The sequence below is a fragment of the Streptomyces sp. NPDC043726 genome, from assembly GCF_056436565.1.
The window spans coordinates 565,010-586,492 of record NZ_JBWKCI010000003.1 but is presented as its reverse complement, the minus strand read 5'-3'; the positions used below and the strand labels follow the sequence as shown (position 1 = coordinate 586,492).

Annotated in this window: 17 protein-coding genes and 1 tRNA gene; 10 read left to right on the top strand and 8 right to left on the bottom strand. The window is 71.8% G+C overall.

The annotated features are described in order from the left end of the window. Nucleotides 1–4: 4 nt before the first annotated feature. The 5 genes from AC068Z_RS11590 to AC068Z_RS11570 all read left to right on the top strand — a co-directional run bounded on the left by AC068Z_RS11590 (nucleotide 5) and on the right by AC068Z_RS11570 (nucleotide 6,888). Complete coding sequence (locus AC068Z_RS11590) at nucleotides 5–1,921, top strand: copper resistance CopC/CopD family protein (RefSeq protein WP_478554418.1); 1,917 nt, start codon at nucleotides 5–7, stop codon at nucleotides 1,919–1,921. Between the two features lie 5 nt (nucleotides 1,922–1,926). Further along, a complete protein-coding gene (efeB, locus tag AC068Z_RS11585; RefSeq protein ID WP_478554417.1) occupies nucleotides 1,927–3,222 on the top strand; it encodes an iron uptake transporter deferrochelatase/peroxidase subunit in 1,296 nt (431 codons plus the stop codon). Between the two features lie 68 nt (nucleotides 3,223–3,290). Continuing rightward, complete coding sequence (pheA, locus tag AC068Z_RS11580) at nucleotides 3,291–4,223, top strand: prephenate dehydratase (protein ID WP_478554416.1); 933 nt, start codon at nucleotides 3,291–3,293, stop codon at nucleotides 4,221–4,223. Between the two features lie 587 nt (nucleotides 4,224–4,810). Beyond that, nucleotides 4,811–6,088: a serine--tRNA ligase gene (gene serS / locus AC068Z_RS11575; protein WP_478554415.1), complete on the top strand. Its 1,278-nt coding sequence runs from the start codon at nucleotides 4,811–4,813 to the stop codon at nucleotides 6,086–6,088. After that, nucleotides 6,085–6,888, top strand: coding sequence for an HAD family hydrolase (locus AC068Z_RS11570; protein WP_478554414.1), 804 nt, complete (start codon nucleotides 6,085–6,087; stop codon nucleotides 6,886–6,888). Before serS ends, AC068Z_RS11570 begins: the two co-directional genes overlap by 4 nt. Nucleotides 6,889–7,014: 126 nt before the next feature. Here AC068Z_RS11570 and AC068Z_RS11565 read toward each other — a convergent pair. The 6 genes from AC068Z_RS11565 to AC068Z_RS11540 all read right to left on the bottom strand — a co-directional run bounded on the left by AC068Z_RS11565 (nucleotide 7,015) and on the right by AC068Z_RS11540 (nucleotide 11,205). Next, nucleotides 7,015–7,099 (bottom strand) — tRNA-Ser (locus AC068Z_RS11565). 256 nt (nucleotides 7,100–7,355) lie between these two features. Continuing rightward, entirely contained in the window at nucleotides 7,356–7,610 is a 255-nt protein-coding gene (locus tag AC068Z_RS11560) for an SGM_3592 family protein (RefSeq protein ID WP_478554544.1), read from the bottom strand. An 87-nt stretch (nucleotides 7,611–7,697) separates the two neighbouring features. Continuing rightward, nucleotides 7,698–8,417, bottom strand: a complete 720-nt coding sequence (locus AC068Z_RS11555) for an ABC transporter permease (protein WP_451718053.1) — start codon at nucleotides 8,415–8,417, stop codon at nucleotides 7,698–7,700. A 10-nt stretch (nucleotides 8,418–8,427) separates the two neighbouring features. Continuing rightward, on the bottom strand, nucleotides 8,428–9,339 hold the full coding sequence (locus AC068Z_RS11550) for an ABC transporter ATP-binding protein (protein WP_478554413.1): 912 nt from the start codon (nucleotides 9,337–9,339) through the stop codon (nucleotides 8,428–8,430). Then, nucleotides 9,336–10,244 (bottom strand): ABC transporter permease, encoded by a 909-nt coding sequence (locus AC068Z_RS11545; protein ID WP_478554412.1) that lies wholly within the window; start codon nucleotides 10,242–10,244, stop codon nucleotides 9,336–9,338. The genes AC068Z_RS11550 and AC068Z_RS11545 overlap by 4 nt, the downstream gene beginning before the upstream one ends. Next, on the bottom strand, nucleotides 10,234–11,205 hold the full coding sequence (locus AC068Z_RS11540; protein ID WP_478554543.1) for an ABC transporter ATP-binding protein: 972 nt from the start codon (nucleotides 11,203–11,205) through the stop codon (nucleotides 10,234–10,236). The genes AC068Z_RS11545 and AC068Z_RS11540 overlap by 11 nt, the downstream gene beginning before the upstream one ends. A 204-nt stretch (nucleotides 11,206–11,409) precedes the next feature. Between AC068Z_RS11540 and AC068Z_RS11535 the strand changes: the two genes are divergently transcribed. The 5 genes from AC068Z_RS11535 (at nucleotide 11,410) to AC068Z_RS11515 (ending at nucleotide 16,692) form a co-directional block, all read left to right on the top strand. Then, on the top strand, nucleotides 11,410–12,252 hold the full coding sequence (locus tag AC068Z_RS11535; RefSeq protein ID WP_478554411.1) for a M24 family metallopeptidase: 843 nt from the start codon (nucleotides 11,410–11,412) through the stop codon (nucleotides 12,250–12,252). Then, complete coding sequence (locus AC068Z_RS11530) at nucleotides 12,252–14,009, top strand: SDR family oxidoreductase (RefSeq protein ID WP_478554410.1); 1,758 nt, start codon at nucleotides 12,252–12,254, stop codon at nucleotides 14,007–14,009. Before AC068Z_RS11535 ends, AC068Z_RS11530 begins: the two co-directional genes overlap by 1 nt. A 158-nt stretch (nucleotides 14,010–14,167) precedes the next feature. Next, nucleotides 14,168–14,728, top strand: coding sequence for an RNA 2'-phosphotransferase (locus AC068Z_RS11525; RefSeq protein ID WP_478554542.1), 561 nt, complete (start codon nucleotides 14,168–14,170; stop codon nucleotides 14,726–14,728). A gap of 41 nt (nucleotides 14,729–14,769) precedes the next feature. Beyond that, nucleotides 14,770–15,672, top strand: coding sequence for an LLM class flavin-dependent oxidoreductase (locus AC068Z_RS11520; RefSeq protein ID WP_478554409.1), 903 nt, complete (start codon nucleotides 14,770–14,772; stop codon nucleotides 15,670–15,672). A 135-nt stretch (nucleotides 15,673–15,807) separates the two neighbouring features. After that, entirely contained in the window at nucleotides 15,808–16,692 is an 885-nt protein-coding gene (locus AC068Z_RS11515) for a Cof-type HAD-IIB family hydrolase (protein WP_478554408.1), read from the top strand. Between the two features lie 14 nt (nucleotides 16,693–16,706). On the opposite strand, the gene AC068Z_RS11510 is transcribed toward AC068Z_RS11515, so the two are convergent. Further along, entirely contained in the window at nucleotides 16,707–17,777 is a 1,071-nt protein-coding gene (locus tag AC068Z_RS11510; protein WP_478554407.1) for a M23 family metallopeptidase, read from the bottom strand. 208 nt (nucleotides 17,778–17,985) lie between these two features. Further along, a complete protein-coding gene (cydD, locus tag AC068Z_RS11505; RefSeq protein ID WP_478554406.1) occupies nucleotides 17,986–21,477 on the bottom strand; it encodes a thiol reductant ABC exporter subunit CydD in 3,492 nt (1,163 codons plus the stop codon). Nucleotides 21,478–21,483: the final 6 nt, after the last annotated feature.

The window sequence follows — 21,483 nt, the reverse complement described above, 5'->3', positions numbered from 1 at the left end:
ACCCTTGACCCCGACCATCGCTCCCCGCGTCCGGACCCTGGTGCTGCTGCTCCTGGCCGCCGCCGGACTGCTCCTCGCCGGTGCCGGGCCGGTCTCCGCGCACGCCGCGCTGACCGGCAGCGACCCCCAGCAGGGGGCGGTGGTCGAACAGGCCCCGGACCGGGTCTCGCTCACCTTCTCCGAAGAGGTCGCGCTCTCCGACGACTCGGTGCGCGTCCTCGCCCCCGACGGCAAGCGCGTCGACACCGCGAAGCCGGCGAACGTATCCGGCACGACGTACTCCGTGGAACTGAACAGCGGTCTGGCGGACGGCACCTACACCGTCTCCTACCAGGTCGTCTCGGCCGACAGCCATCCGGTCGCCGGCGCCTACACCTTCTCCGTCGGCGCCCCCTCGGCGACCTCCGTCTCCGTCTCCGACCAGAGCGCGGGCGGCGGGATCGTCGGCGTCCTCTACGGCTTCGGCCGCTATGTCTCCTACGCGGGCTTCGTCGTCCTGGCGGGCGGCGCCGCCTTCGTGCTCGCCTGCTGGCAGCGCGGGACGGGCGTGCGGGCGGTGCAGCGGCTCGTCGTCTCGGGGTGGCTCGCGCTCACCGCGGCCACGCTCGCGCTGCTGCTGATGCGCGGCTCCTACACCGGCTCCGGCAAGGTCGCCGACATCTTCGACCTGAACCTCCTCGGCGACGTCCTGCAGACCAAGACCGGCGCGGCCCTGGTCTCCCGGCTCCTGCTGCTCGCCGCGGCGGCGCTGTTCATCGCCGTGCTCTTCGGCGCGTACGACAAGCGCGAGGAGGGACAGGAGAAGCGGGACCTCACCTTCGGGCTGGCGATCGGCGGCACCGTCGTCGCGGCCGGGCTCGCGGCGAGCTGGGCGATGTCCGAGCACGCCTCGACCGGGCTGCAGCCCGGGATCGCGATGCCGGTCGACGTCCTCCACCTGCTGGCCGTCGCCGCCTGGCTCGGCGGACTCACCACCCTGCTCGTCGCCCTGTACCGGTCCCCCGAGACCCCCCTGGACGGCACCGCCGTACGACGGTTCTCCGCGCTCGCCTTCGGCAGCGTGGTCACACTCGTCGGCACCGGGATCTACCAGTCCTGGCGGCAGCTCGGTTCCTGGTCGGCGTTCACCGAGACCCGCTACGGCCGGCTGCTCCTCGTCAAGATCGGCCTGGTCGCGCTGCTGGTCGGCGTCGCCTGGATCTCGCGGCGGTGGACGGCACGGCTCGCGGAGACGGTGAGCGCCGCGCCGCGCAAGCAGAAGGTGGCGGCCACCACCTCCGGTGACGCCAAGCGGGCGACCGGTTCAGGTGACGCCAAGCGGGCGACCGGTTCCGGTGACCCCAAGCGGGCCGCCCAACTCGCCCGGCAGCGGGCGGCCATGGACACGGCCCGGCAGAAGCGGCTGCGGGACGCTGACCCGAACCGCTTCGGGCTGCGCCGCTCGGTGCTCGCCGAGGCGGGCGTCGCCGTCGTGCTGCTGGCGGTCACCACCGCGCTGACGTCCACCGAACCGGGCCGCACCGAGCAGGACGCCGCCAAGGCCGCCGCCGCCTCCTCCTCGTCGTCCGCGGGCGTCTCCGGGGCGCTGACCCTCGACATGTCCTTCGACACCGGCGGCGAGGACGGCAAGGGCGTCGTACGGGTCGAACTGGACCCCGCGCGTGTGGGCGCCAACGCCATGCACGTCTACGTCACGCGGCCCAACGGCCGGGGCTTCGACGTCCCCGAGGTGAAGGTCGCCTTCACCCTCGAGTCCGAGGACATCGGGCCGCTGCCCGTCGTGCCGGACCACATCGCCACCGGACACTGGTCGGCGAACGGCGTGCAGATCCCGATGGCCGGCGACTGGAAGATCGCCGTGACCGTACGGACCTCCGACATCGACCAGACCACCGTCTCCAAGAACGCGCAGATCGGCTGAACCCCATGGCTGACCAGTCCCTCCCGGAGGCCCGCACTCCCGAACGCGAGGACATCGCCGTCCCCACGGCTCCCTCGGGCATCTCGCGCCGCGCCCTCCTCGGCACCGCCGGTGCCACCGGACTCGTGCTCGGCGCTGCGGGCGGCGTGGTGGGCTATGCCGCCGCGCCCGCCCAGGCGACCCCGCTCAGCTCGGTGGGCGCCGAGGAGGTGATGTTTCACGGGAAACATCAGCCCGGCATCCTCCAGAGGCTGCAGGCCCGCGGCCATCTCGTCGCCTTCGACCTGGCGCCGGGCGCGGGCCGCAAGGAGGCCGCCGCCCTGATGCGCCGGTGGTCCGAAACGGCACGGCTGCTGATGGCGGGCGAGCCGGCCGGCAACGGCGACACCGATGTGGCGCGGGACGCCGGGCCCTCCTCGCTCACCGTCACCTTCGGTTTCGGCCACGGCTTCTTCGCCCGCACCGGCCTGGAGAAGCAGCGCCCGGTCGCGCTGGACCCGCTGCCCGACTTCTCCTCCGACCGGCTCGACAAGTCCCGCAGCAACGGCGACCTGTGGGTGCAGATCGGCGCCGACGACGCCCTGGTCGCCTTCCACGCCCTGCGCGCGATCCAGAAGGACGCCGGAAGCGCGGCCCGCGTCCGCTGGCAGATGAACGGCTTCAACCGCTCGCCGGGCGCCACCGCCCACCCCATGACGGCCCGCAATCTGATGGGCCAGATCGACGGCACCCGCAACCCCAAGCCGGCCGAGTCCGACTTCGACGAGCGGATCTTCGTCCCCGCGTCCCCGACTAAGGACCCGGCGTGGATGGCGAACGGCTCCTACGCGGTCGTACGGCGGATCCGCATGCTCCTCGACGACTGGGAGCAGCTGTCGGTGAAGGAGCAGGAGGACGTCATCGGGCGCCGCAAGGCGGACGGGGCGCCGCTGTCGGCGTCGTCCGGGGGCACCGAGACGACCGAGATGGACCTGGAGAAGACCGACGCCGAGGGCAATCTGCTCGTCCCGATCAACGCCCACGCCCGGATCACCCGGCCCGACCAGAACGGCGGGGCCGCGATGCTGCGGCGGCCGTTCTCCTTCCACGACGGCATCGGCACGGACGGGACCCCGGACGCGGGCCTGCTCTTCGTCTGCTGGCAGGCGGACCCCTTGCGCGGCTTCGTCACCGTGCAGCGCAAGCTCGACCGGGGGGACGCGCTGTCGGCGTTCATCCGCCACGAGGCGAGCGGCCTGTTCGCGGTGCCGGGCGGGGCCGCGGAGGGAGAGTACGTCGGGCAGCCGCTGCTGGAGGGGTGAGGCGGGACGGAATCACCCGGTCGTGAGACGCGTCCCCGGCGCCGCGCCGAGGCCATTAGGGTGAGGTCATGCCAGCGAGCTACGCGTATCTCGGCCCCGAGGGCACCTTCACCGAAGTCGCCCTGCGCACGCTGCCCGAATCGGCCACCCGGGAGCTGATCCCGTACGTGTCCGTGCAGTCCGCGCTGGACGCGGTCCGCGTGGGCGAGGCCGAGGCCGCGTTCGTGCCGATCGAGAACTCCGTCGAGGGCGGAATCACCACCACCCTGGACGAGCTGGTCGCCGGTGCCCCGCTGATGATCTACCGCGAGGTGCTGCTGTCGATCACCTTCGCGCTGCTGGTCCGCCCGGGCACGAAGCTGTCGGACATCAAGACGGTCTCCGCCCATCCGGCCGCCCAGCCGCAGGTGCGCAACTGGCTGCGCGACAACCTCCCGGACGCCGACTGGGAGTCCGCCGCCTCCAACGCGGACGCCGCCCGGCTGGTCCAGGAGGGCCGCTACGACGCCGCCTTCGCCGGGGAGTTCGCCGCCGCCCGCTACGGCCTGGAGGTCCTGGAGAGCGGGATCCACGACGCGGAGAACGCCCAGACCCGGTTCGTCCTGGTCGGCCGCCCGGCCCGGCCCGCGGCGCCGACCGGTGCCGACAAGACCTCCGTCGTGCTGTGGCAGCGCGACGACCACCCCGGTGGGCTGCGCGATCTGCTCGGCGAGTTCGCGACCCGGGGCATCAACCTCATGCTGCTCCAGTCCCGGCCGACCGGCGAGGGCATCGGCAACTACTGCTTCTGCATCGACGCCGAGGGCCACATCTCCGACCGGCGGGTGGCGGAGGCCCTGATGGGGCTGAAGCGGATCTGCCTGGAGGTGCGCTTCCTCGGCTCGTACCCGCGGGCCGGCGTGCGCCCGGGTGACGCGCGGCCCCTGCGGGCCGGGACCTCCGACGAGGAGTTCGTGTCCGCGTCGGACTGGGTGGCGCGGTGCCAGGACGGGCGGTTCTGAGAGGGCCATCGCGTGCCCTTCCCCCGCCCCTCCGGCGTCTGGTTCCGGCCAGTCGTACCTGCTGATTGTCGTTATCCACAGAAGTTATCCACAGGTCGGCCTCTCGACCTGGGGACAAGTCGACACGACAGCGCGACTCAGTCGACAAATCGCCCTACAGCACCCCACCGCGTCCACCGGCGCGCAGTTCACCCTTCGTCCACTCGTTTCCCGCGGGCAATCCTTTGGAGCGACGAGGGGCCACTCATATCCACTCGAACGTGGGCGTAAAGGAGGTTTGCCCCGGGAATCTTCAGGGGCGGCCGAAGTATTCGGAGTGATCAATTCCGCAGTCCACAGATCTTCCACACAGCCTGTGGATAACTCTTCGAGGGGTGTGGACGGCTGTGGATGACGAGACCCCAAGTCCCTTTCTCCACAAGGAAATCCGGTCAACACGGCGCCCGCCGCTTGCCCCGTCCCAGGGAGTGAGACGCCTTTTATTGACACGGTGGGCATTTCACCCATAACAGAACGTAAGCCGCAGTTCGGGTCGCCCCGGAAATGCGAGTCGTGAGCGGGGACTCCGCCCCGGTAGCCTTGAGCGCGTGATTGACCTTCGCCTGCTCCGTGAGGACCCCGACCGTGTGCGCGCCTCCCAGCGTGCCCGTGGAGAGGACGTCGCGCTCGTCGACGCTCTCCTGTCTGCCGACGAGCGGCGCAGGTCGTCCGGCGTCCGCTTCGACGAGCTGCGCTCCGAGCAGAAGAGCCTCGGCAAGCTCATCCCCAAGGCCACGCCCGAGGAGCGCGCCGAGCTGCTGCAGAAGGCGGAGCAGCTGAAGACGGACGTCAAGGCCGCCGAGGCCGCGCAGAACGAGGCCGACGAGGAGACCAAGCGCCTCGCCCTCCGGCTCGGCAACCTCGTCCACCCCGACGTGCCCGTCGGCGGCGAGGAGGACTTCGTCGTCCTGGAGACGCACGGCACCATCCGCGACTTCGGCGCCGAGGGCTTTGAGCCCAAGGACCACCTGGAGCTCGGCGAGGCGCTGGGCGCCATCGACGTCGAGCGCGGCGCCAAGGTCTCCGGCTCGCGCTTCTACTACCTCACCGGTGTCGGCGCCCTGCTGGAGCTGGCCCTGGTCAACGCCGCCATCGCGCAGGCCACCGAGGCCGGCTTCATCCCGATGCTGACCCCGGCGCTGGTCCGCCCGCGCGCCATGGAGGGCACCGGCTTCCTCGGCCAGGCCGCGGAGAACGTGTACCACCTGGAGAAGGACGACTACTACCTGGTCGGCACCTCCGAGGTCCCGCTCGCCGCGTACCACATGGACGAGATCGTCGACGCGGACCAGCTGCCGCTGCGGTACGCCGGGTTCTCGCCCTGCTTCCGCCGCGAGGCCGGCACCTACGGCAAGGACACCCGCGGCATCTTCCGGGTGCACCAGTTCGACAAGGTCGAGATGTTCTCCTACGTCCACCCGGACGACGCGGAGAACGAGCACAAGCGGCTCCTGGACTGGGAGAAGCAGTGGCTCACCGGCCTCGAACTGCCCTTCCAGGTCATCGACGTGGCCTCGGGCGACCTCGGTGCCTCCGCCTCCCGCAAGTACGACTGCGAGGCGTGGATCCCGACCCAGGGCAAGTACCGCGAGCTGACCTCGGCCTCGAACTGCGACAGCTTCCAGGCCCGGCGCCTGTCCGTCCGGATGCGCGACGGCAAGAAGGTGCAGCCGCTGGCGACGCTCAACGGCACGCTGTGCGCGGTGCCGCGGACGATCGTGGCGATCCTGGAGAACCACCAGCTGGCCGACGGTTCGGTGCGGGTGCCCGAGGTGCTCCGTCCGTACCTGGGCGGCCGGGAGGTCCTGGAGCCGGTGGTCAAGTGACCACCGCCTTCCCCTACCGGCTCGTCGCGACCGACCTCGACGGAACGCTGCTGCGGTCCGACGACACGGTCTCGCGGCGCACCCGTGACGCCCTCGCCGCCGCGACTGAGGCCGGTGCCGCGCACATCGTGGTCACCGGCCGCGCGGTGCCCTGGACCCGGCACATCCTCGACGACCTGGGCTACCGGGGCCTCGCGGTGTGCGGGCAGGGCGCGCAGGTGTACGACGCCGGCGAGCACCGCCTGCTGACGTCCGTGACGCTGGACCGGCAGCTGGCCGGGGTGGCGCTGGCGAAGATCGAGGCGGAGGTCGGCCCGCTGCACCTGGCGGCGAGCCGGGACGGGCTGGAGGGCGAGGTGCTGGTCGGCCCGGGCTATTCGGTCACCGGCCGGCTCCCGTCGACGCCGTTCACGGACGCGGCGGATCTGTGGTCGGCCCCGCTGAACAAGATCTACATACAGCACCCGGAGCTGACGGACGACGAACTGGCCGAGGCGGCCCGCAGGTCGGCGGGCGGCTTCGTCACGGTGGCGATGGCGGGTGCGGGCATCGTGGAACTCCTCCCACTGGGCCTGTCCAAGGCGACGGGACTGTCCATCGCGGCCCGCCGCCTGGGCCTGAAGGCCGCCGACACGATCGCCTTCGGCGACATGCCGAACGACGTGCCGATGTTCGGCTGGGCGTCGTACGGCGTGGCCATGGCCAACGCGCACGCCGAACTGAAGGCGGTGGCGGACGAGGTGACGACGTCGCACGACGAGGACGGCATCGCGGTGGTCCTGGAGCGCCTGCTCGGCTGATCCGGGGGCTGAGCTGCACCCACCCGGGGGCGCGAGGAACTGCGCGACCAGCCACAGCCGACCGGCAGCCGCGCACGACCTCGCCCCCACTCTCCAAGGCGGCTCAGTCCCAGTGACAACGTCTCGCGGAGGATGCACGGATCGAACGTGCGCGGGGTTTCCCCCGACCACGGCTTAGCAAGCCGGTGCCTTACCACTCGGCCAATCCTCCGGGTGGGCGGCCTCACGCGAAGTGGGATTCGCGTGCTCGAAGCGGCCGCCCCGGGCAGTGCTCTCGCGGGGGGACTCGACGGTGGGGTAACTACACCGGAGTCCGCCGCGGACTGCCCTGTCGGGAGCTGGACGTACTGTCGTGCATGGACATCGCCCCGCTCCTCTCCCCGTCGGTGGCGCCGATACGATCCCCGGCGTCCTGGACACAACCATCGTGCCTGTCGGCCAAGTTGGACGCCACCGAATAAATCCCCCTAGCGCCGCCGCCACTTGCGGCGGCGCCCCTTGCTGAAGAACCAGCCCGCCGGCGGCTCGTCGGAGCGCCAGGGCTGCGGCTCGGGGGCCTCCTCGCGCCAGCGCGCGGCGAGCATCCGGGCCCGGGCGGACGGCTCGGCCGTCTCGGCGGACCGGATGAAGTCCTCGTCCAGGACGAGCTCGTCGTCCCAGTCGTCTGCCATGCCGTCCTCCCGGTCCAGCCGGTGCCGCGTCCCGCGTCCCGCGTCCCGCATCCCGCATCCCGCATCCCGCATCCCGCATCCCGCATCCCGCCCAGTCTGCGCCGCCGGGCGTGAGGCCCCCGTCAATAAGCGCCGCCTCTACTCCTCGCCCGCCAGCGTCAGCGACCGCAGCTTCTGCCCCGCGTACCAGGTGGCGAGGACGGTCACCACGACCAGCAGGACCGTGGCCGTGCCGATGCCCACGTCCGAGGTCACCAGGTCGCCGCCGGTCACCTCGTGCGCCACCGCGAGCGACCACTGCTGGACGCTCAGGGTGCGCGCCCCCGAGACCAGGGAGCCGAACAGGGCCTCCCAGACCAGGGCGTAGACGAGGCCGAAGACCACCGCGTGCCGCGACACCGTGCCGAGGAGCAGGAAGAGGGCCGCGTAGGCGATGGAGGCGACCAATGCGGCCACCGTGTAGGCGACGGCGATCTGCTGGCCGTTGCCGTTGAGGATGAAGCCGGAGATCAGCGTCGGCACCGCGGAGAACACCATGGTCACCGCGATGGCCACGATCAGCTTGGTGAAGATGATCGTCGGGCGCTTGATCGGCTTGGAGAGCAGGTACACCACCGAGCCGTCGTCGATCTCGGGGCCGATCGCCCCGGTGCCCGCGATCACGCCGATGATCGGCACCATGGTGGCCAGCGCGAGCCCGCCGAGCAGATCGGACGCCGTCTGGTCGTCCGCGCCCGCGAGGGCCCGCACGATCACCGAGATCACGATCAGCAGCATCGGCAGGGCGCCGAGGATGAGGGCCCGGCGGCGGCCGAGCAGGGCTCGATAGGTGAGCCGGGCGACTGTGGGGTCGTACATCTTCGGCCTCCTACGCCGCGACCAGATACGAGAACACGGATTCGAGGGACTCATCGGACGGCGAGACCGTGTGCAGCCGGATGCCGTGGTCCCTGGCCACCCGGGGCAGCAGCGCCGTGAAGCGGCCGAAGTCGACGGCCTGGACGCGCAGCGCGCCTTCCGCCAGGTCGACCTCGATCCCGGACGTCGACGGGTCGGCGATCAGCGCGGCCGCGAGGGCGCGGTCGTCGCTGGAGCGCACCAGATAGCGGTGCGGCCGGTCGGTCATCAGGCGGCGGATCTTGCGGAAGTCGCCGCTGGCCGCGTGCCGTCCGGCGACGACGACCTCGATGTGCCAGGCGAGCTGCTCGACCTCTTCGAGGATGTGGGACGAGAAGAGGACCGTGCGGCCCTCGTCGCCCATCTTCCGCAGCAGGTCCATCAGCTGCATGCGCTGGCGCGGGTCCATGCCGTTGAAGGGCTCGTCGAGCAGGAGCAGCGAGGGGTCGTGGACGAGCGCGCTCGCCATCTTCACCCGCTGCCGCATGCCCTTGGAGTACGTCTGGATCTTGCGGTCCTGGGCGTACTCCATCTCGACCGTGGCCAGCGCCTTCTGCGCCGCCTTGGCGCCCAGGCCGTGCAACTCGGCGTTGGCGACGACGAATTCGCGGCCGGTGAGGAAGTCGTACATCGCCTCGCGTTCGGGGACGATGCCGATGTCCTGGTAGATCGACTCGTTGCGCCAGACCTGCCGGCCGTCGAGGGTGACGGTGCCGTTGGAGGGGGCCAGGAAGCCGCCCATCATGTTGATGAGGGTGGACTTTCCGGCGCCGTTGGGCCCGAGCAGGCCGGTGACGCCGGGGCCGATGGTCATGGTGATGTCGTTGACGGCGACCACGTTGCCGAACCAGCGGGAGACGTGGTCGATCTGGAGCGTGGTCACAGTCCCACCTTCTTGTAGCGGCGCATCAGGAGGCCGTAGCACGCGGCGATCAGGCCGAGCGTGACGAGGACGTACACCGCGCCTTCGCCGTTGTCCGGGCCGATGCCGCCGGGGAAGGCGGAGGAGGCGCCGAGGAAGGCGGACTGCACCCCGTCGATCAGTGTGATCGGCGAGAACAGGCCGATCCAGGCGATGGCGTCGAAGCTGCCCTGGGCGTCGGCGATGGCCTGGAGGGTGGAGACGGCGCCGTAGGAGATGGTCAGTACGGCGATCACGGCGGCGATGCCGAAGCCGCGGCGCGGGGTGACCGACGCGATGACCAGGCCGAGGCCGGCGAAGAGCAGTGAGAGCAGTGCGACGGACACGAGTCCCTGTGCGAATCCCTTGGTCTGGTCGGTGAAGTCGAGCTTGGCCAGCAGCGCGCCCACGTAGAGGACGAGCAGCGGGGCGGCGGTGAGGATGAACATCGCCGAGGCCAGCGCCGCGTACTTCGCCCGGACGTAGTCCGCGGTCTCGATCGGCCGCGAGAAGTACAGCGGCACGGTCTTGAAGCGCAGGTCGCGGGAGACCGACTGGGGGGCCTGGGAGGCGACGTACAGGCTGATGACCGCCTGCATGACGACGGCGTAGCGGGTGTAGTCGACCGGCAGGTCGTTGGCCTTGGTGGCGACCGCCACCGCGACCATGATGGCCGCGGGCACGCACATCACCACGAACAGCAGCATCGGCAGCACCTTGGACTTCACCGAGCGGCCGAGGCCGTAGGCGCCGCGCAGGGACTGCGAGTAGAGCGAGCGGGTGGCGTAGCTCCGGCCGAGGCGGGGGCCGTCGTAGTTGCGGTAGCCGATGTCGTGGATGCGGGTCTGGTCGCCCGCGGGGGTGGCCACGGGGTGCTCAAGAGCCATGGACGGCCGCCTCCTTCTGCTCGTCCCGCTGCTCGGCCTCGCCGGAGAAGACCTCGGCGATGTGGTGCCGGCGCTGTTCCATGCGCACCAGGCCGAGGCCGAGGTCCGCGATGACGTCCCGGACCAGGTCGTAGGTCTCCTCGCCCTGCGCGGTGAGCAGCAGGATGCGGCCGGCGCCGGGCAGTCCGCTGCCGTCCTGGACCTCGACCCCGCGCGTGTGGAGCGCCTCGCGGACCGCGCGGGTGCCGTCGGGGTGCTCGTCGGTGTCGGTGACCTCGACGGCGAGGGTGGTCGTGGTCTGGGTGAAGTCGGTGGTGGAGCTGGAGCGCAGCAGCTTGCCGCCGTCCACCACGACGACGTGGTCGCAGGTCCGCTCCAGCTCGCCCAGCAGGTGCGAGGTGACCAGCACCGAGATGCCGAAGTCGGTGTGGATCCGGCGGATCAGACCGAGCATCTCGTCACGGCCGACGGGGTCGAGGCCGTTGGTGGGCTCGTCGAGGAAGACCAGGTCCGGGTCGTGGACGAGGGCCTGGGCCAGCTTCACGCGCTGCTTCATGCCGGTGGAGTAGCCGCCGATGGGGCGGTAGCGCTCCTCGTACAGGCCGACATGGCGCAGGGTGTCCGCGGTGCGCTCGCGGGCGGCGGTCGGGGGCAGCCCTGACATGCGCGCCATGTGGACGACGAACTCGGTGGCCGAGACGTCCGGCGGCAGACAGTCGTGCTCCGGCATGTAGCCGACCCGCTCACGGATGGCGGCGCCCTCGGTGGCGACGTCGAGGCCGAGCACCTCGGCGCGGCCCTCGGTGGCGGGGGACAGACCCAGCAGGATCTTGATCAGTGTGGACTTGCCGGCTCCATTGGCTCCGACGAGTCCGGTCACACCGGGCCCGACGTCCACGGAGAGCCGGTCAAGCGCGGTCACCCGGGGGTACCGCTTGCTCAGGCTTTCGGTCGCGATCACAGTCACGTCATCGACGGTAGTGACGCGCACCACGCCGGTCGTCAGACCGTGGAGCCGTCTTGGGATCCCTCTGGAGTCGTACGGGTCCTTAGGGGTCCCCCTGAGGTGTCACTTGAGACCTCCCTATTGACGCTGCTTCTAACAACTGCGAGATTTCCGGTGTCAAGTTACGAGCGCGTACCGCAACCGGTGGGACGGGGTGCCATGGCGACGTCTGTGACCAATGAACGCTCGACGGAGCTGCAGGGTTTCCGAAAGGTGCAGCGTCTTGCCTACGAGTGCGCGGAGGCCGTGGCGGCCCGGCTGCAACCGGGTGTGACGGAACGTGAGGCGGCCCGGATGCAGCGGGAGTGGCTGGGCGAGCGCGGCGTGCGGGACTGGTTCCACCTTCCCTTCGCCTGGTTCGGCGACCGCACGGCCTTCGTGAACTTCCGTGTCCCGTTGCAGTTCTTCCCCACGAACCGCCGCCTCGAGCCGGGGATGCCCTTCATCCTGGACATGGCCCCGGTGTACGAGGGCTTCACCGCCGATATCGGCTACTCGGGCTCACTGGGCGTCAACCAGGTGCAGAACAAGCTGATGGACGACCTCCGGGCGCATCGCGAGCTGATCCTGCGCGAGGTGCGCGAGCGCCGGTCGCTGCGCGAGATCTACGAGGACGTGGACCGGCTGATGGTCCGCCAGGGCTACGCCAACCGGCATCGCGCGTATCCCTTCGGCGTGATCGCCCACAAGGTGGACCGGGTACGCGAGCGCCGCTGGTCCCCGCGGCTGTTCGGGTTCGGCTCGCAGTCCCTGAAGGGCCTGGCCGCGGACGCGCTGCACGGGCACCGTGAGGGCTGGTCGCCGCTGTGGTCGCCGTACCGCTTCTCCGACCATCCGCCGCGGCCGGGGCTGTGGGCGGTCGAACCGCACCTCGGCTTCCGGGGTACGGGCGCGAAGTTCGAGGAGATCCTGGTCGTCACCGACTCCGCGGATCCCGAGCAGAGCGCCTTCTGGCTGGACGACGATCTGCCGCACGTGCGGCGCTGGGCGGAGGGGTGCTGATGACGGTCGAGGGCGCGCGGGAGCGCTGGGTGCGCACCGGCGGGGTGGAGCTGTGCGTGGCGGAGCTGGGGGATCCCGGCCTGCCGGCGGTGGTGCTGGTGCACGGCTATCCGGACAGCAAGGAGGTCTGGTCGGAGGTCGCCGCACGGCTGGCCGAGCGTTTCCACGTCGTGCTGTACGACGTCCGGGGCCACGGCGGCTCGACGGCCCCGCAGCCGCTGCGGGGCGGGTTCACGCTGGAGAAGCTGACGGACGACTTCCTGGCGGTCCTGGACGCGGTGAGCCCGGACCGTCCGGTGCATCTGGTGGGCCACGACTGGGGCTCGGTGCAGTCCTGGGAGTTCGTGACGGTCAAGCGCACGGAGGGCAGGATCGCCTCCTTCACCTCGATGTCGGGACCGTCCCTGGACCACTTCGGTCACTGGATCCAGCAGCGGATGAAGCGGCCGACCCCGCGCCGGGTGGGCCAGCTCCTCGGCCAGGGCGCCAAGTCCTGGTACGTCTACCTGCTGCACACCCCGGTCCTGCCGGAGCTGGCCTGGCGTGGACCGCTGGGCAAGACCTGGCCGCGCATCCTGCAGCGGATGGAGAAGGTCCCGGCCGGCGCCTACCCGACCTCGTCCCTGCCCTCGGACGCGGCCCATGGGGCCTGGCTGTACCGGGACAACGTCCGCCCGCGACTGCGCCGCCCGCGCGCGGACGCCTACGCGCACGCGCCGGTGCAGCTGATCACGCCCCAGGACGACTTCTTCCTCTCCGAGCGGCTCTACGACGAACTGGAGCAGTGGGCTCCGCAGTTGACGCGGCGGACGCTCCCGGCGAAGCACTGGGTACCGCGCACCCGGCCCGACCGGCTGGCGGCCTGGATCACCGAGTTCGTCACGTCGGTGGAGGGCGGCCGGCAGGAGCCGATGGCCGCGCGGGGCCGCCACGCGGAACACTTCGCGGGCCAGCTGGTCCTGATCACGGGCGCGGGCAGCGGCATCGGCCGGGCGACGGCGTACGCCTTCGCCGAGGCGGGCGCGCGCGTGATCGCCGTCGACCGGGACGGCGAGGCGGCGGCCCGTACGGCGGAGATGTCCCGTCTGGTCGGTGCGCCGGACGCGTGGGCGGAGACGGTCGACGTCTCCGACGAGCAGGCCATGGAGAAGCTCGCGGACAAGGTCGCCGGCGAGTACGGCGTGGTGGACGTCCTGGTGAACAACGCCGGGATAGGCCTGTCGGGCTCGTTCCTGGACACCACCTCCGACGACTGGCGCAAGGTCCTGGACGTCAACCTGTGGGGCGTCATCCACGGCTGTCGCCTGTTCGGCAGGCAGATGGCGGAGCGGGGGCAGGGCGGCCACATCGTCAATACGGCGTCGGCGGCGGCCTACCAGCCGTCGAGGGTCCTGCCCGCCTACAGCACGACCAAGGCGGCGGTGCTGATGCTGAGCGAGTGTCTGCGCGCCGAGCTGGCGGAGCAGGGGATCGGCGTCACCGCGATCTGCCCCGGGATCGTGAACACCAGCATCACCGCGACGGCCCGGTTCGCGGGGGTGGACGCGGCGGAGGAGGCCCGCCGCCAGAAGAAGTCGGCCCGGCTGTACGGACTGCGCAACTACCCGCCGGAGAAGGTGGCGGAGGCGATCCTGCGGGGCGTCGTCGCCAACGCCGCCGTAGTCCCGGTGACGCCGGAGGCGCACGGGGTGCATCTGCTCTCCCGGTACGCGCCGGGGGTGCTGCGACGGATCGCGCGGGTGAAACCGCCGGTGTAGGTGGTGCGCGAAACCCCTTGGAACAACGGCTCGTTGTCCACAGAACCGCCAATTCCCCTGTGGATAACCCGACTTGGCTGTGGAACAAACCTCGGCGGCAAAATCATTCGCGTGATCCGCGTCTCTGCCCGCACGCTGAGGACATGAAGGAAAGACCGATGGACGACCGCCGCACGGTCAAGGTGTCGAAGTACCTCTCGAAGCATCTGCGCCACCAGCCCGAGCGCATCGGCCTCACGCTCGACGAGGCCGGCTGGGTGGAGATCGACACCCTGATCGCCGCGGCGGCGGCCCACGGGTTCCGGTTCACCAGGCAGGAGCTGGACCACGTGGTCGCCACCAACGACAAACGCCGCTTCGCGGTCGAGGGCACCCGGATCCGGGCCAGCCAGGGCCACAGCGTCGAGGTCGAACTGGGCCTGCCCGCGGCGACGCCACCGCCGTACCTCTACCACGGCACGGTGGCGCCCGTGCTGGACGCGATCCGGGCCGAAGGGCTGCGGCCGATGAACCGGCACGACGTGCACCTGTCGGCCGACCGCGAGACGGCCACCCGTGTCGGGGCCCGGCGCGGCCGTCCCGTCGTCCTCTCGGTCGATGCCGGGGCCATGCATCGCGACGGGCATGTGTTCCATGTCAGCGCCAACGGCGTATGGCTGACCAAGGCGGTGCCGCCCGCATATCTGCGCTTCCCGTCGGGGCGCGGTCACGCGGAGTGACTGTTTCACGTGAAACACGATCGGCCGCATACGCTCGAACCATGAGTCTGCGTCTGAGCACCGTGATCCTCCCGTACCGCCGCTGGCACGAGGGGAGCCGTGCGTCGTGGCAGCGGGCGGAACAGCTCGGCTTCCACACCGCCTACACCTACGACCACCTGTCCTGGCGCAGCTTCCGGGACGGCCCGTGGTTCGGTGCCGTGCCCACGCTGACCGCCGCCGCGGCCGTCACCGAGCGGCTGCGCCTCGGCACGCTGGTGACTTCGCCGAACTTCCGGCACCCGGTGACCCTGGCCAAGGAACTGATCTCGCTCGACGACATCTCCGGGGGCCGCGTCACTCTCGGTATCGGCGCCGGCGGTACCGGCTTCGACGCCACCGCGCTCGGCCAGGACCCCTGGACGCCCCGCGAGCGGGCCGACCGGTTCGCCGAGTTCGTGCCGCTCCTGGACCGGCTGCTCACCGAGGACGCCGTCTCCCACGAGGGCGACTTCTACTCCGCCCACGAGGCCCGCAACATCCCCGGCTGCGTCCAGCGGCCCCGGCTGCCGTTCGCGGTGGCCGCCACCGGTCCGCGCGGACTGCGGCTCGCCGCCCGGCACGGGCAGGCCTGGGTGACCACGGGTGACCCGAAGCTGTACGAGAACGGCACCCCGGAGCAGTCGGTCCAGGCCATCCGCGGGCAGATCGACAAGCTGGCCGACGCCTGTGCCGCGATCGGCCGGGACGTGTCCGCGATGGACAAGATCCTGCTCACCGGCTTCACTCCCGACCGGGCCCGTCCGCTCGAGTCCCTCGACGCGTTCGTCGACTTCGCGGGCCGCCACCGCGAACTGGGCTTCACCGAGATCGTGATCCACTGGCCGATCCCGGACTCGGACTTCGCCGCGGACGAGAAGGTCTTCGAGCAGATCGCGATGGAGGCTCTGGCCCAGCTTTACTGAGCCGCGACGCGGGCCGGGGGCGGGGAGCGGGGAACGAGCGCGGGCACGGGGCAAGGGGGACGAGCGCGGGGCATCAGCACGGGTTCGGGGCGTTCCTTCTCACATGTGCGCAGTCCCGCACGGCCGTGCGGGCATATGCGGGACAATGGCCCGGTGACCTCAGCGACTCGAGAGCCCGAGACCCCGGCCGCCGCCCTTCCGCCCCGGCTGATCGCCACCGATCTCGACGGCACCCTGCTGCGGGACGACAAGTCGGTCTCCCCGCGCACGGTCGCGGCGCTCGCCGCCGCCGAGGAGGCGGGCATCGAGGTCTTCTTCGTCACCGGCCGGCCCGCCCGCTGGATGGACGTCGTCAGCGAGCATGTCCACGGCCACGGCCTGGCGATCTGCGGCAACGGCGCCGCCGTGGTCGACCTGCACGGCGGCCCCGGCGCCCACCGGTTCGTGAAGGTCCGCAAGCTGGCCCGGCAGAACGCCCTGGACGCCGTACGCAACCTGCGGGACGCGGCGCCCGGCACGGTCTACGCGGTCGAGCAGACGTACGGCTTCCACCAGGAGCCGGACTATCCGAAGCTGCACATGGAGATCCCGGACAGCCTGGCGCCCGCCGAGCGGCTGCTCGCCGACGACGCCCCGCACGCCGACGAGCCCGTGCTCAAGATCCTCGCCTACCACCCCGACATCGACCCCGACGCCTTCCTCACCCTGGCCCGGCTGGCCATCGGCGACCGCGCCAACGTCACCCGCTCCAGCCCCAGCGCCCTGCTGGAGATCAGCGGGCCCGACGTCTCCAAGGCCAGCACGCTCGCTCTGTGCTGCGCCGAGCGCGGGATCTCGCACGAAGAGGTCGTCGCCTTCGGGGACATGCCGAACGACGTCGAGATGCTCACCTGGGCCGGCCGGTCCTACGCGATGGGCAACGCCCACCCGGACGTCGTCGCCGCGGCCTCCGGGCGGACGGTCGCCAACAACGACGACGGTGTGGCGGTCGTCATCGAACAGTTGCTGGCCGAGCGTTAGCCTGCGGCCACGGGTCACCCGAGGGGCACGCCACGGGCGGCCAGCCAGGCCGACGGATCCACCGCCGAGCCCGTCTCCGGGGTGACGCGGGCCTCGAAGTGCAGGTGCGGTCCGGTGGAGTTGCCGGTGGTGCCGGACTGGCCGATCCACTGGCCCGTGGTCACCCGCTCGCCCTGGTCGACCGCGACGGCGGCGAGATGGGCGTACTGCGTGTAGTAGCCGTCCCCGTGCTCCAGCACGACCTCGATGCCGAAGGGGCCGCCACAGGACACCCGCGCCACGCGCCCCTCGCCGACCGCGCGCACCGGGGTGCCGATCGGCACCGCGAAGTCCTGTCCGGTGTGCCGGCGTGCCCAGCGCTCACCACCGCTGCCGTAGGACGCGGACAGCTCGTACGTCTCCACCGGCGCGACCCAGCGGCTGCTGAAGTTCATGTCCGGCTGGTCCAGCCGTACCGCGCCCCGGCAGGAACCGGCCGCCACCGAGGCGTCCGCGCGGCCCTGCAGCTCCCAGCGGGCCTCTTCCAGTTTGCCCTCGATGTCCTTCTTCAGGGCCGCGAGTTCGGTGGTCCGCCGGTCGAGGTCCCGCCAGGCCGCCGCGGCCTTCTCCTCGTCGGCGGCGAGCCGGGCCTCGGCGCGGCGGCTCTTCTCGATGGCGTTGTTGACCGCCAAGTTCGTCCGTGAGAAGACATGCTGACCGCGCATCAGCTCCTCGGGCGTGTTCGCGAGGATGATCTGTGCGGTGACCGGCATCCCGCCGCCGTCGCGGTACTGGGAGCGCGCGATCCGCCCGAGGTCCTCGTGCAGGACGCCGATCTCCCGCCGCTGGCGGTCCAGCAGCCCCTCCAGATGCCGGGCCCGGGCCCGCTGCCCCTCGGCCTCCACGCGCCCGGCCTCGTACTGCTGGGTCGCGACGGCCGCCTCCTCGTACAGCCGCGCGACCTCGGCGCTGAGCCCGGAGTCGCTCCCGGAGTGGTTCCCGTGGTCCTCGCCGGATTCGGCGGCGTCGGTGGGGCGGGCCGCGAGCACGGCGAGCGCGCAGAGCAGCGCCGGAACGAGCAGCGGATGACGGCGAGATGAGCGCATGTCAGCGATCGTGACCCGCGCGGGGGCACCCGGTCCTGTTCAAGTCGTACGGGCGGGGGAACGGTTGGCCCGGACGGGTCAGTTCGGCGCCTCTCGCACCATCGCCTCCCGCCCACCGCCTCCCGCCCACCGCCTCCCGCCCACCGCCGCACCGACGCCGTGTCCGAGAGTGATGAGCCGCTTGTGTCCCGGAGAGCCGAACGGCCGCTCAGACGACGGAGACCAGCCGGTCAGCCTCCGCCTCCCGCTCCGCCATCGCACGCAACGGCCCCTCCACCGCCGCCAGTTCCGCGTACGAGCCACGCTGCACCACCCGTCCCGCGTCCAGCACGACCACCTCGTCGACGGCTTCGAGACCGGCCAGCCGATGGGTGATGAGCAAGGTCGTACGGCCTTCGGTGGCGGCCAGCAGATCGGCGGTGAGGGCGTCTGCGGTGGGCAGGTCGAGATGCTCGGCGGGCTCGTCGAGCACGAGCACGGGGAAGTCGGCGAGCAGGGCGCGGGCCAGCGCGAGCCGCTGCCGCTGCCCGCCGGAGAGCCGGGCCCCGTGCTCGCCGACGAGCGTGTCCAGCCCGTCGGGCAGTCTCTCGGCCCACTCCAGCAGCCGGGCGCGCCGGAGGGCGTCGCGCAGTTCGCCGTCGCCGGCGTCCTTCTTGGCGAGCAGCAGGTTCTCGCGCACCGAGCTGTCGAAGAGGTGCGCGTCCTGGGCGCACAGCCCCACCAGCCGTCGTACGTCGTCGCTCGCCACGGCACGGGCGTCGACACCGCCGAGCGTGTACGCGCCCGAGCCCGGGTCCAGGAAGCGCAGCAGCACCTGGGCCAGCGTGGTCTTGCCGGAGCCGGAGGGCCCGACGACGGCGGTCCGGCGGCCCTTCCGCAGGGTCAGGTCGAGCCCGGCCAGCGCGTCCCGGTCCTGCCCCGCGTGACGGGCGGTCAGGCCCTCGAGGACGACAGGGAAGGGCGAAGCGGGGGCCTGCCGGGGCCGCTCCGGTTCCCGTACGGGCTCCGGGGCGTCGAGCACCTCGTACACCCGCTCGGCGCTCCTGCGCACCCGCTGCCGGTACTGCACGGCGAGCGGCAGCGTGAGGACGGCCTCGAAGGCGGCGAGCGGGGTGAGGACGACCACGGCCATGGCGACCCCGCTCAGCCGTCCGTCGGCGACCGCCTGGGCGCCCACGAGGGCCGTGGCGGCGACGGTGAGGCCCGAGAGCAGCGCGGTGAGTCCGTCGCCGAGCGCGGTGGCGGTGGCGGCGCGGGAGGCGATCCGGGTGAGGGTCCCGTCGGCCCGCCGTGCCTCGGCGGTACGGGCGGGCAGGGCGCCGGCGACGGTCAGCTCGGCGGTTCCGGTGAGCAGATCGGTGACGCGGGTCGCCAGCACGCCCCGGGCGGGGGCCAGTCGGCGCTCGGCGCGTCGGGCGACGGCACCGGTGAGAAGGGGGACGCCGACGCCGGCCGCGAGCAGTCCCGCGGCGAGGACCGCGCCCGCCTCGGGCAGGAGCCAGGCCGTGAAACCGACGGACACGGCGGAGACGACGGTCGCGGCACCGGCGGGCAGCAGCCAGCGCAGCCAGTAGTCCTGAAGCGCGTCCACATCGGCGACGAGCCGGGAGAGCAGGTCGCCGCGCCGGGCCGTGCGCAGTCCGGCGGGCGCGAGCCGCTCCAGGCGCCGGTAGACGGCGACCCGGGTGTCGGCGAGCATCCGCAGCACGGCGTCGTGCGACACCAGCCGCTCGGCGTACCGGAACACGGCCCGCCCGATCCCGAACGCACGTGTCGCCGTCACGGCGACCATGAGATACAGCACGGGCGGCTGCTGCGAGGCCCGCGAGATGAGCCACCCGGAGGTCGCCATCAGCCCGACGGCACTCCCGAGCGCGAGACTGGCGAGCAGCAGAGCGAGCGCGAGCCTGCCGCGCCGGGCACCGGACATGGCCCGCACGCGGGTGAGAACCCCGCCCGTCGCCGGTGCCGGTGTCACCTCGGCGGCCGGGGTCTCCGCCACCGCTTCCTCGATGGCGTGCGCCGCGGGCGGCTTGGTTCCGACCGGTGCCACCGGAGCCGGTACGGCGGCGGCCTCCGTCAGCCGCACCACCCGGTCCACCACCCCCAGCAGTGCCGGCCGGTGCACCACCAGCAGGACCGTCCGCCCGGCCGCCAGCCGTCGTACGGCCGCCACGACCTCCGCCTCGGTGGCTCCGTCCAGCGCCGCCGTCGGCTCGTCGAGCAGCAGCACGGGCCGGTCCGCGAGGAACGCCCGGGCCAGCGCGAGCCGTTGCCGCTGCCCGGCGGAGAGCCCGGTGCCGTCCTCACCCAGCAGGGTGTCCGCACCTTCGGGCAGCGCGGTCACGAACTCCAGTGCCCCGGCGTCCGCCAGCGCCCGTGTCACGGCGGCGTCGTCCGCGTCGGGCCGCGCCAGCCGTACGTTCTCGGCGATCGTCCCGGCGAAGAGGTGCGGGCGCTGCGGCACCCACGCGATCCGCGAGCGCCACGCCTCCAAGTCCACCGAGGCGAGATCGGCTCCCCCGATCCGCACCCGCCCCTCGGTCGGCCGTACGAACCCCAGAAGGACGTTCAGCAGCGTCGACTTGCCCGCGCCGCTCGGCCCGACCAGCGCCACGGTCTCGCCGGGTTCGACGTCGAAGGACATGTCCGACACCGCGTCCCCGGAGCGCCCGGGGTACCGGACGGTGACCCCCTCGAACGCCACCGCGCCCGTGGGGACAGCCGCGCTCCCCGACGCCGGGACCGGCGTCTCCAGCACCTCGAAGATCTCCTCCGCGGCGGCGAGTCCTTCCGCTGCGGCGTGATACTGCGCGCCCACCTGCCGCAGCGGCAGATACGCCTCGGGGGCCAGGACGAGGATGACGAGGCCGTCGTACAGGTGCATCTCGCCGTGCACGAGCCGCATGCCGATCGTCACCGCGACCAGCGCGACGGAGATCGTGGCCAGCAGTTCCAGCGCGAAGGAGGACAGGAACGCGATGCGCAGCGTCCGCATCGTCGCCTGCCGGTACTCGCCGGTGATCCGGCGGATCGAGTCGGCCTGCGCCTTGGCCCGGCCGAACACCTTCAGCGTGGGCAGTCCCGCGACGACGTCCAGGAAGTGCCCGGACAGCCGGGACAGCAGCCGCCACTGGCGGTCCATCCGGGACTGCGTGGCCCAGCCGATCAGCATCATGAAGACCGGGATGAGGGGCAGGGTCCCGACGATGATGGCCGCCGAGACCCAGTCCTCGGTGACGATCCGCGCGAGCACCGCCACCGGCACCACCACCGCGAGCCCCAACTGCGGCAGATAGCGCGAGAAGTAGTCGTCGAGGGCGTCGACACCGCGCGTGGCGAGGGCGACCAGCGAACCGGTCCGCTGCCCGCTCAGCCACCCCGGTCCGAGGGCGGCGGCTCGCTCCAGCAGCCGCCCCCGCAGCTCCGACTTCACCGCCGCGCTCGCCCGGTGCGCGGCCAGCTCGGTCAGCCAGGCCACCACCGCCCGGCCGACCGCGACGGCCCCCAACAGCAGCAGGGGAGTGGTGAGTCCGCTCACCGACAGCCCGTGCTGGAAGGCCCCCACCACCACTTCGGCGATGAGCATCGCCTGCGCGACGACCAGCAGCGCCCCGACGACGCCCAGGCCGACCACGGCCGTCAGGAACAAGCGGGTGGCCCGGGCGTAGCGCAGGAGACGCGGATCGATCGGTTTCACGTGAAA

What these genes read in the sequence shown, in the direction of transcription:
- pheA (WP_478554416.1), top strand. Translation starts at nt 3,291, where the DNA reads ATGCCAGCGAGCTACGCGTATCTCGGCCCCGAGGGCACCTTCACCGAA.
- AC068Z_RS11520 (WP_478554409.1), top strand. Translation starts at nt 14,770, where the DNA reads ATGAGTCTGCGTCTGAGCACCGTGATCCTCCCGTACCGCCGCTGGCAC.
- AC068Z_RS11530 (WP_478554410.1), top strand. Translation starts at nt 12,252, where the DNA reads ATGACGGTCGAGGGCGCGCGGGAGCGCTGGGTGCGCACCGGCGGGGTG.
- AC068Z_RS11535 (WP_478554411.1), top strand. Translation starts at nt 11,410, where the DNA reads ATGGCGACGTCTGTGACCAATGAACGCTCGACGGAGCTGCAGGGTTTC.
- AC068Z_RS11525 (WP_478554542.1), top strand. Translation starts at nt 14,168, where the DNA reads ATGGACGACCGCCGCACGGTCAAGGTGTCGAAGTACCTCTCGAAGCAT.
- AC068Z_RS11560 (WP_478554544.1), bottom strand. Translation starts at nt 7,610, where the DNA reads ATGCGGGACGCGGGACGCGGGACGCGGCACCGGCTGGACCGGGAGGAC.
- AC068Z_RS11510 (WP_478554407.1), bottom strand. Translation starts at nt 17,777, where the DNA reads ATGCGCTCATCTCGCCGTCATCCGCTGCTCGTTCCGGCGCTGCTCTGC.
- AC068Z_RS11515 (WP_478554408.1), top strand. Translation starts at nt 15,808, where the DNA reads ATGCGGGACAATGGCCCGGTGACCTCAGCGACTCGAGAGCCCGAGACC.
- AC068Z_RS11545 (WP_478554412.1), bottom strand. Translation starts at nt 10,244, where the DNA reads ATGGCTCTTGAGCACCCCGTGGCCACCCCCGCGGGCGACCAGACCCGC.
- AC068Z_RS11555 (WP_451718053.1), bottom strand. Translation starts at nt 8,417, where the DNA reads ATGTACGACCCCACAGTCGCCCGGCTCACCTATCGAGCCCTGCTCGGC.
- efeB (WP_478554417.1), top strand. Translation starts at nt 1,927, where the DNA reads ATGGCTGACCAGTCCCTCCCGGAGGCCCGCACTCCCGAACGCGAGGAC.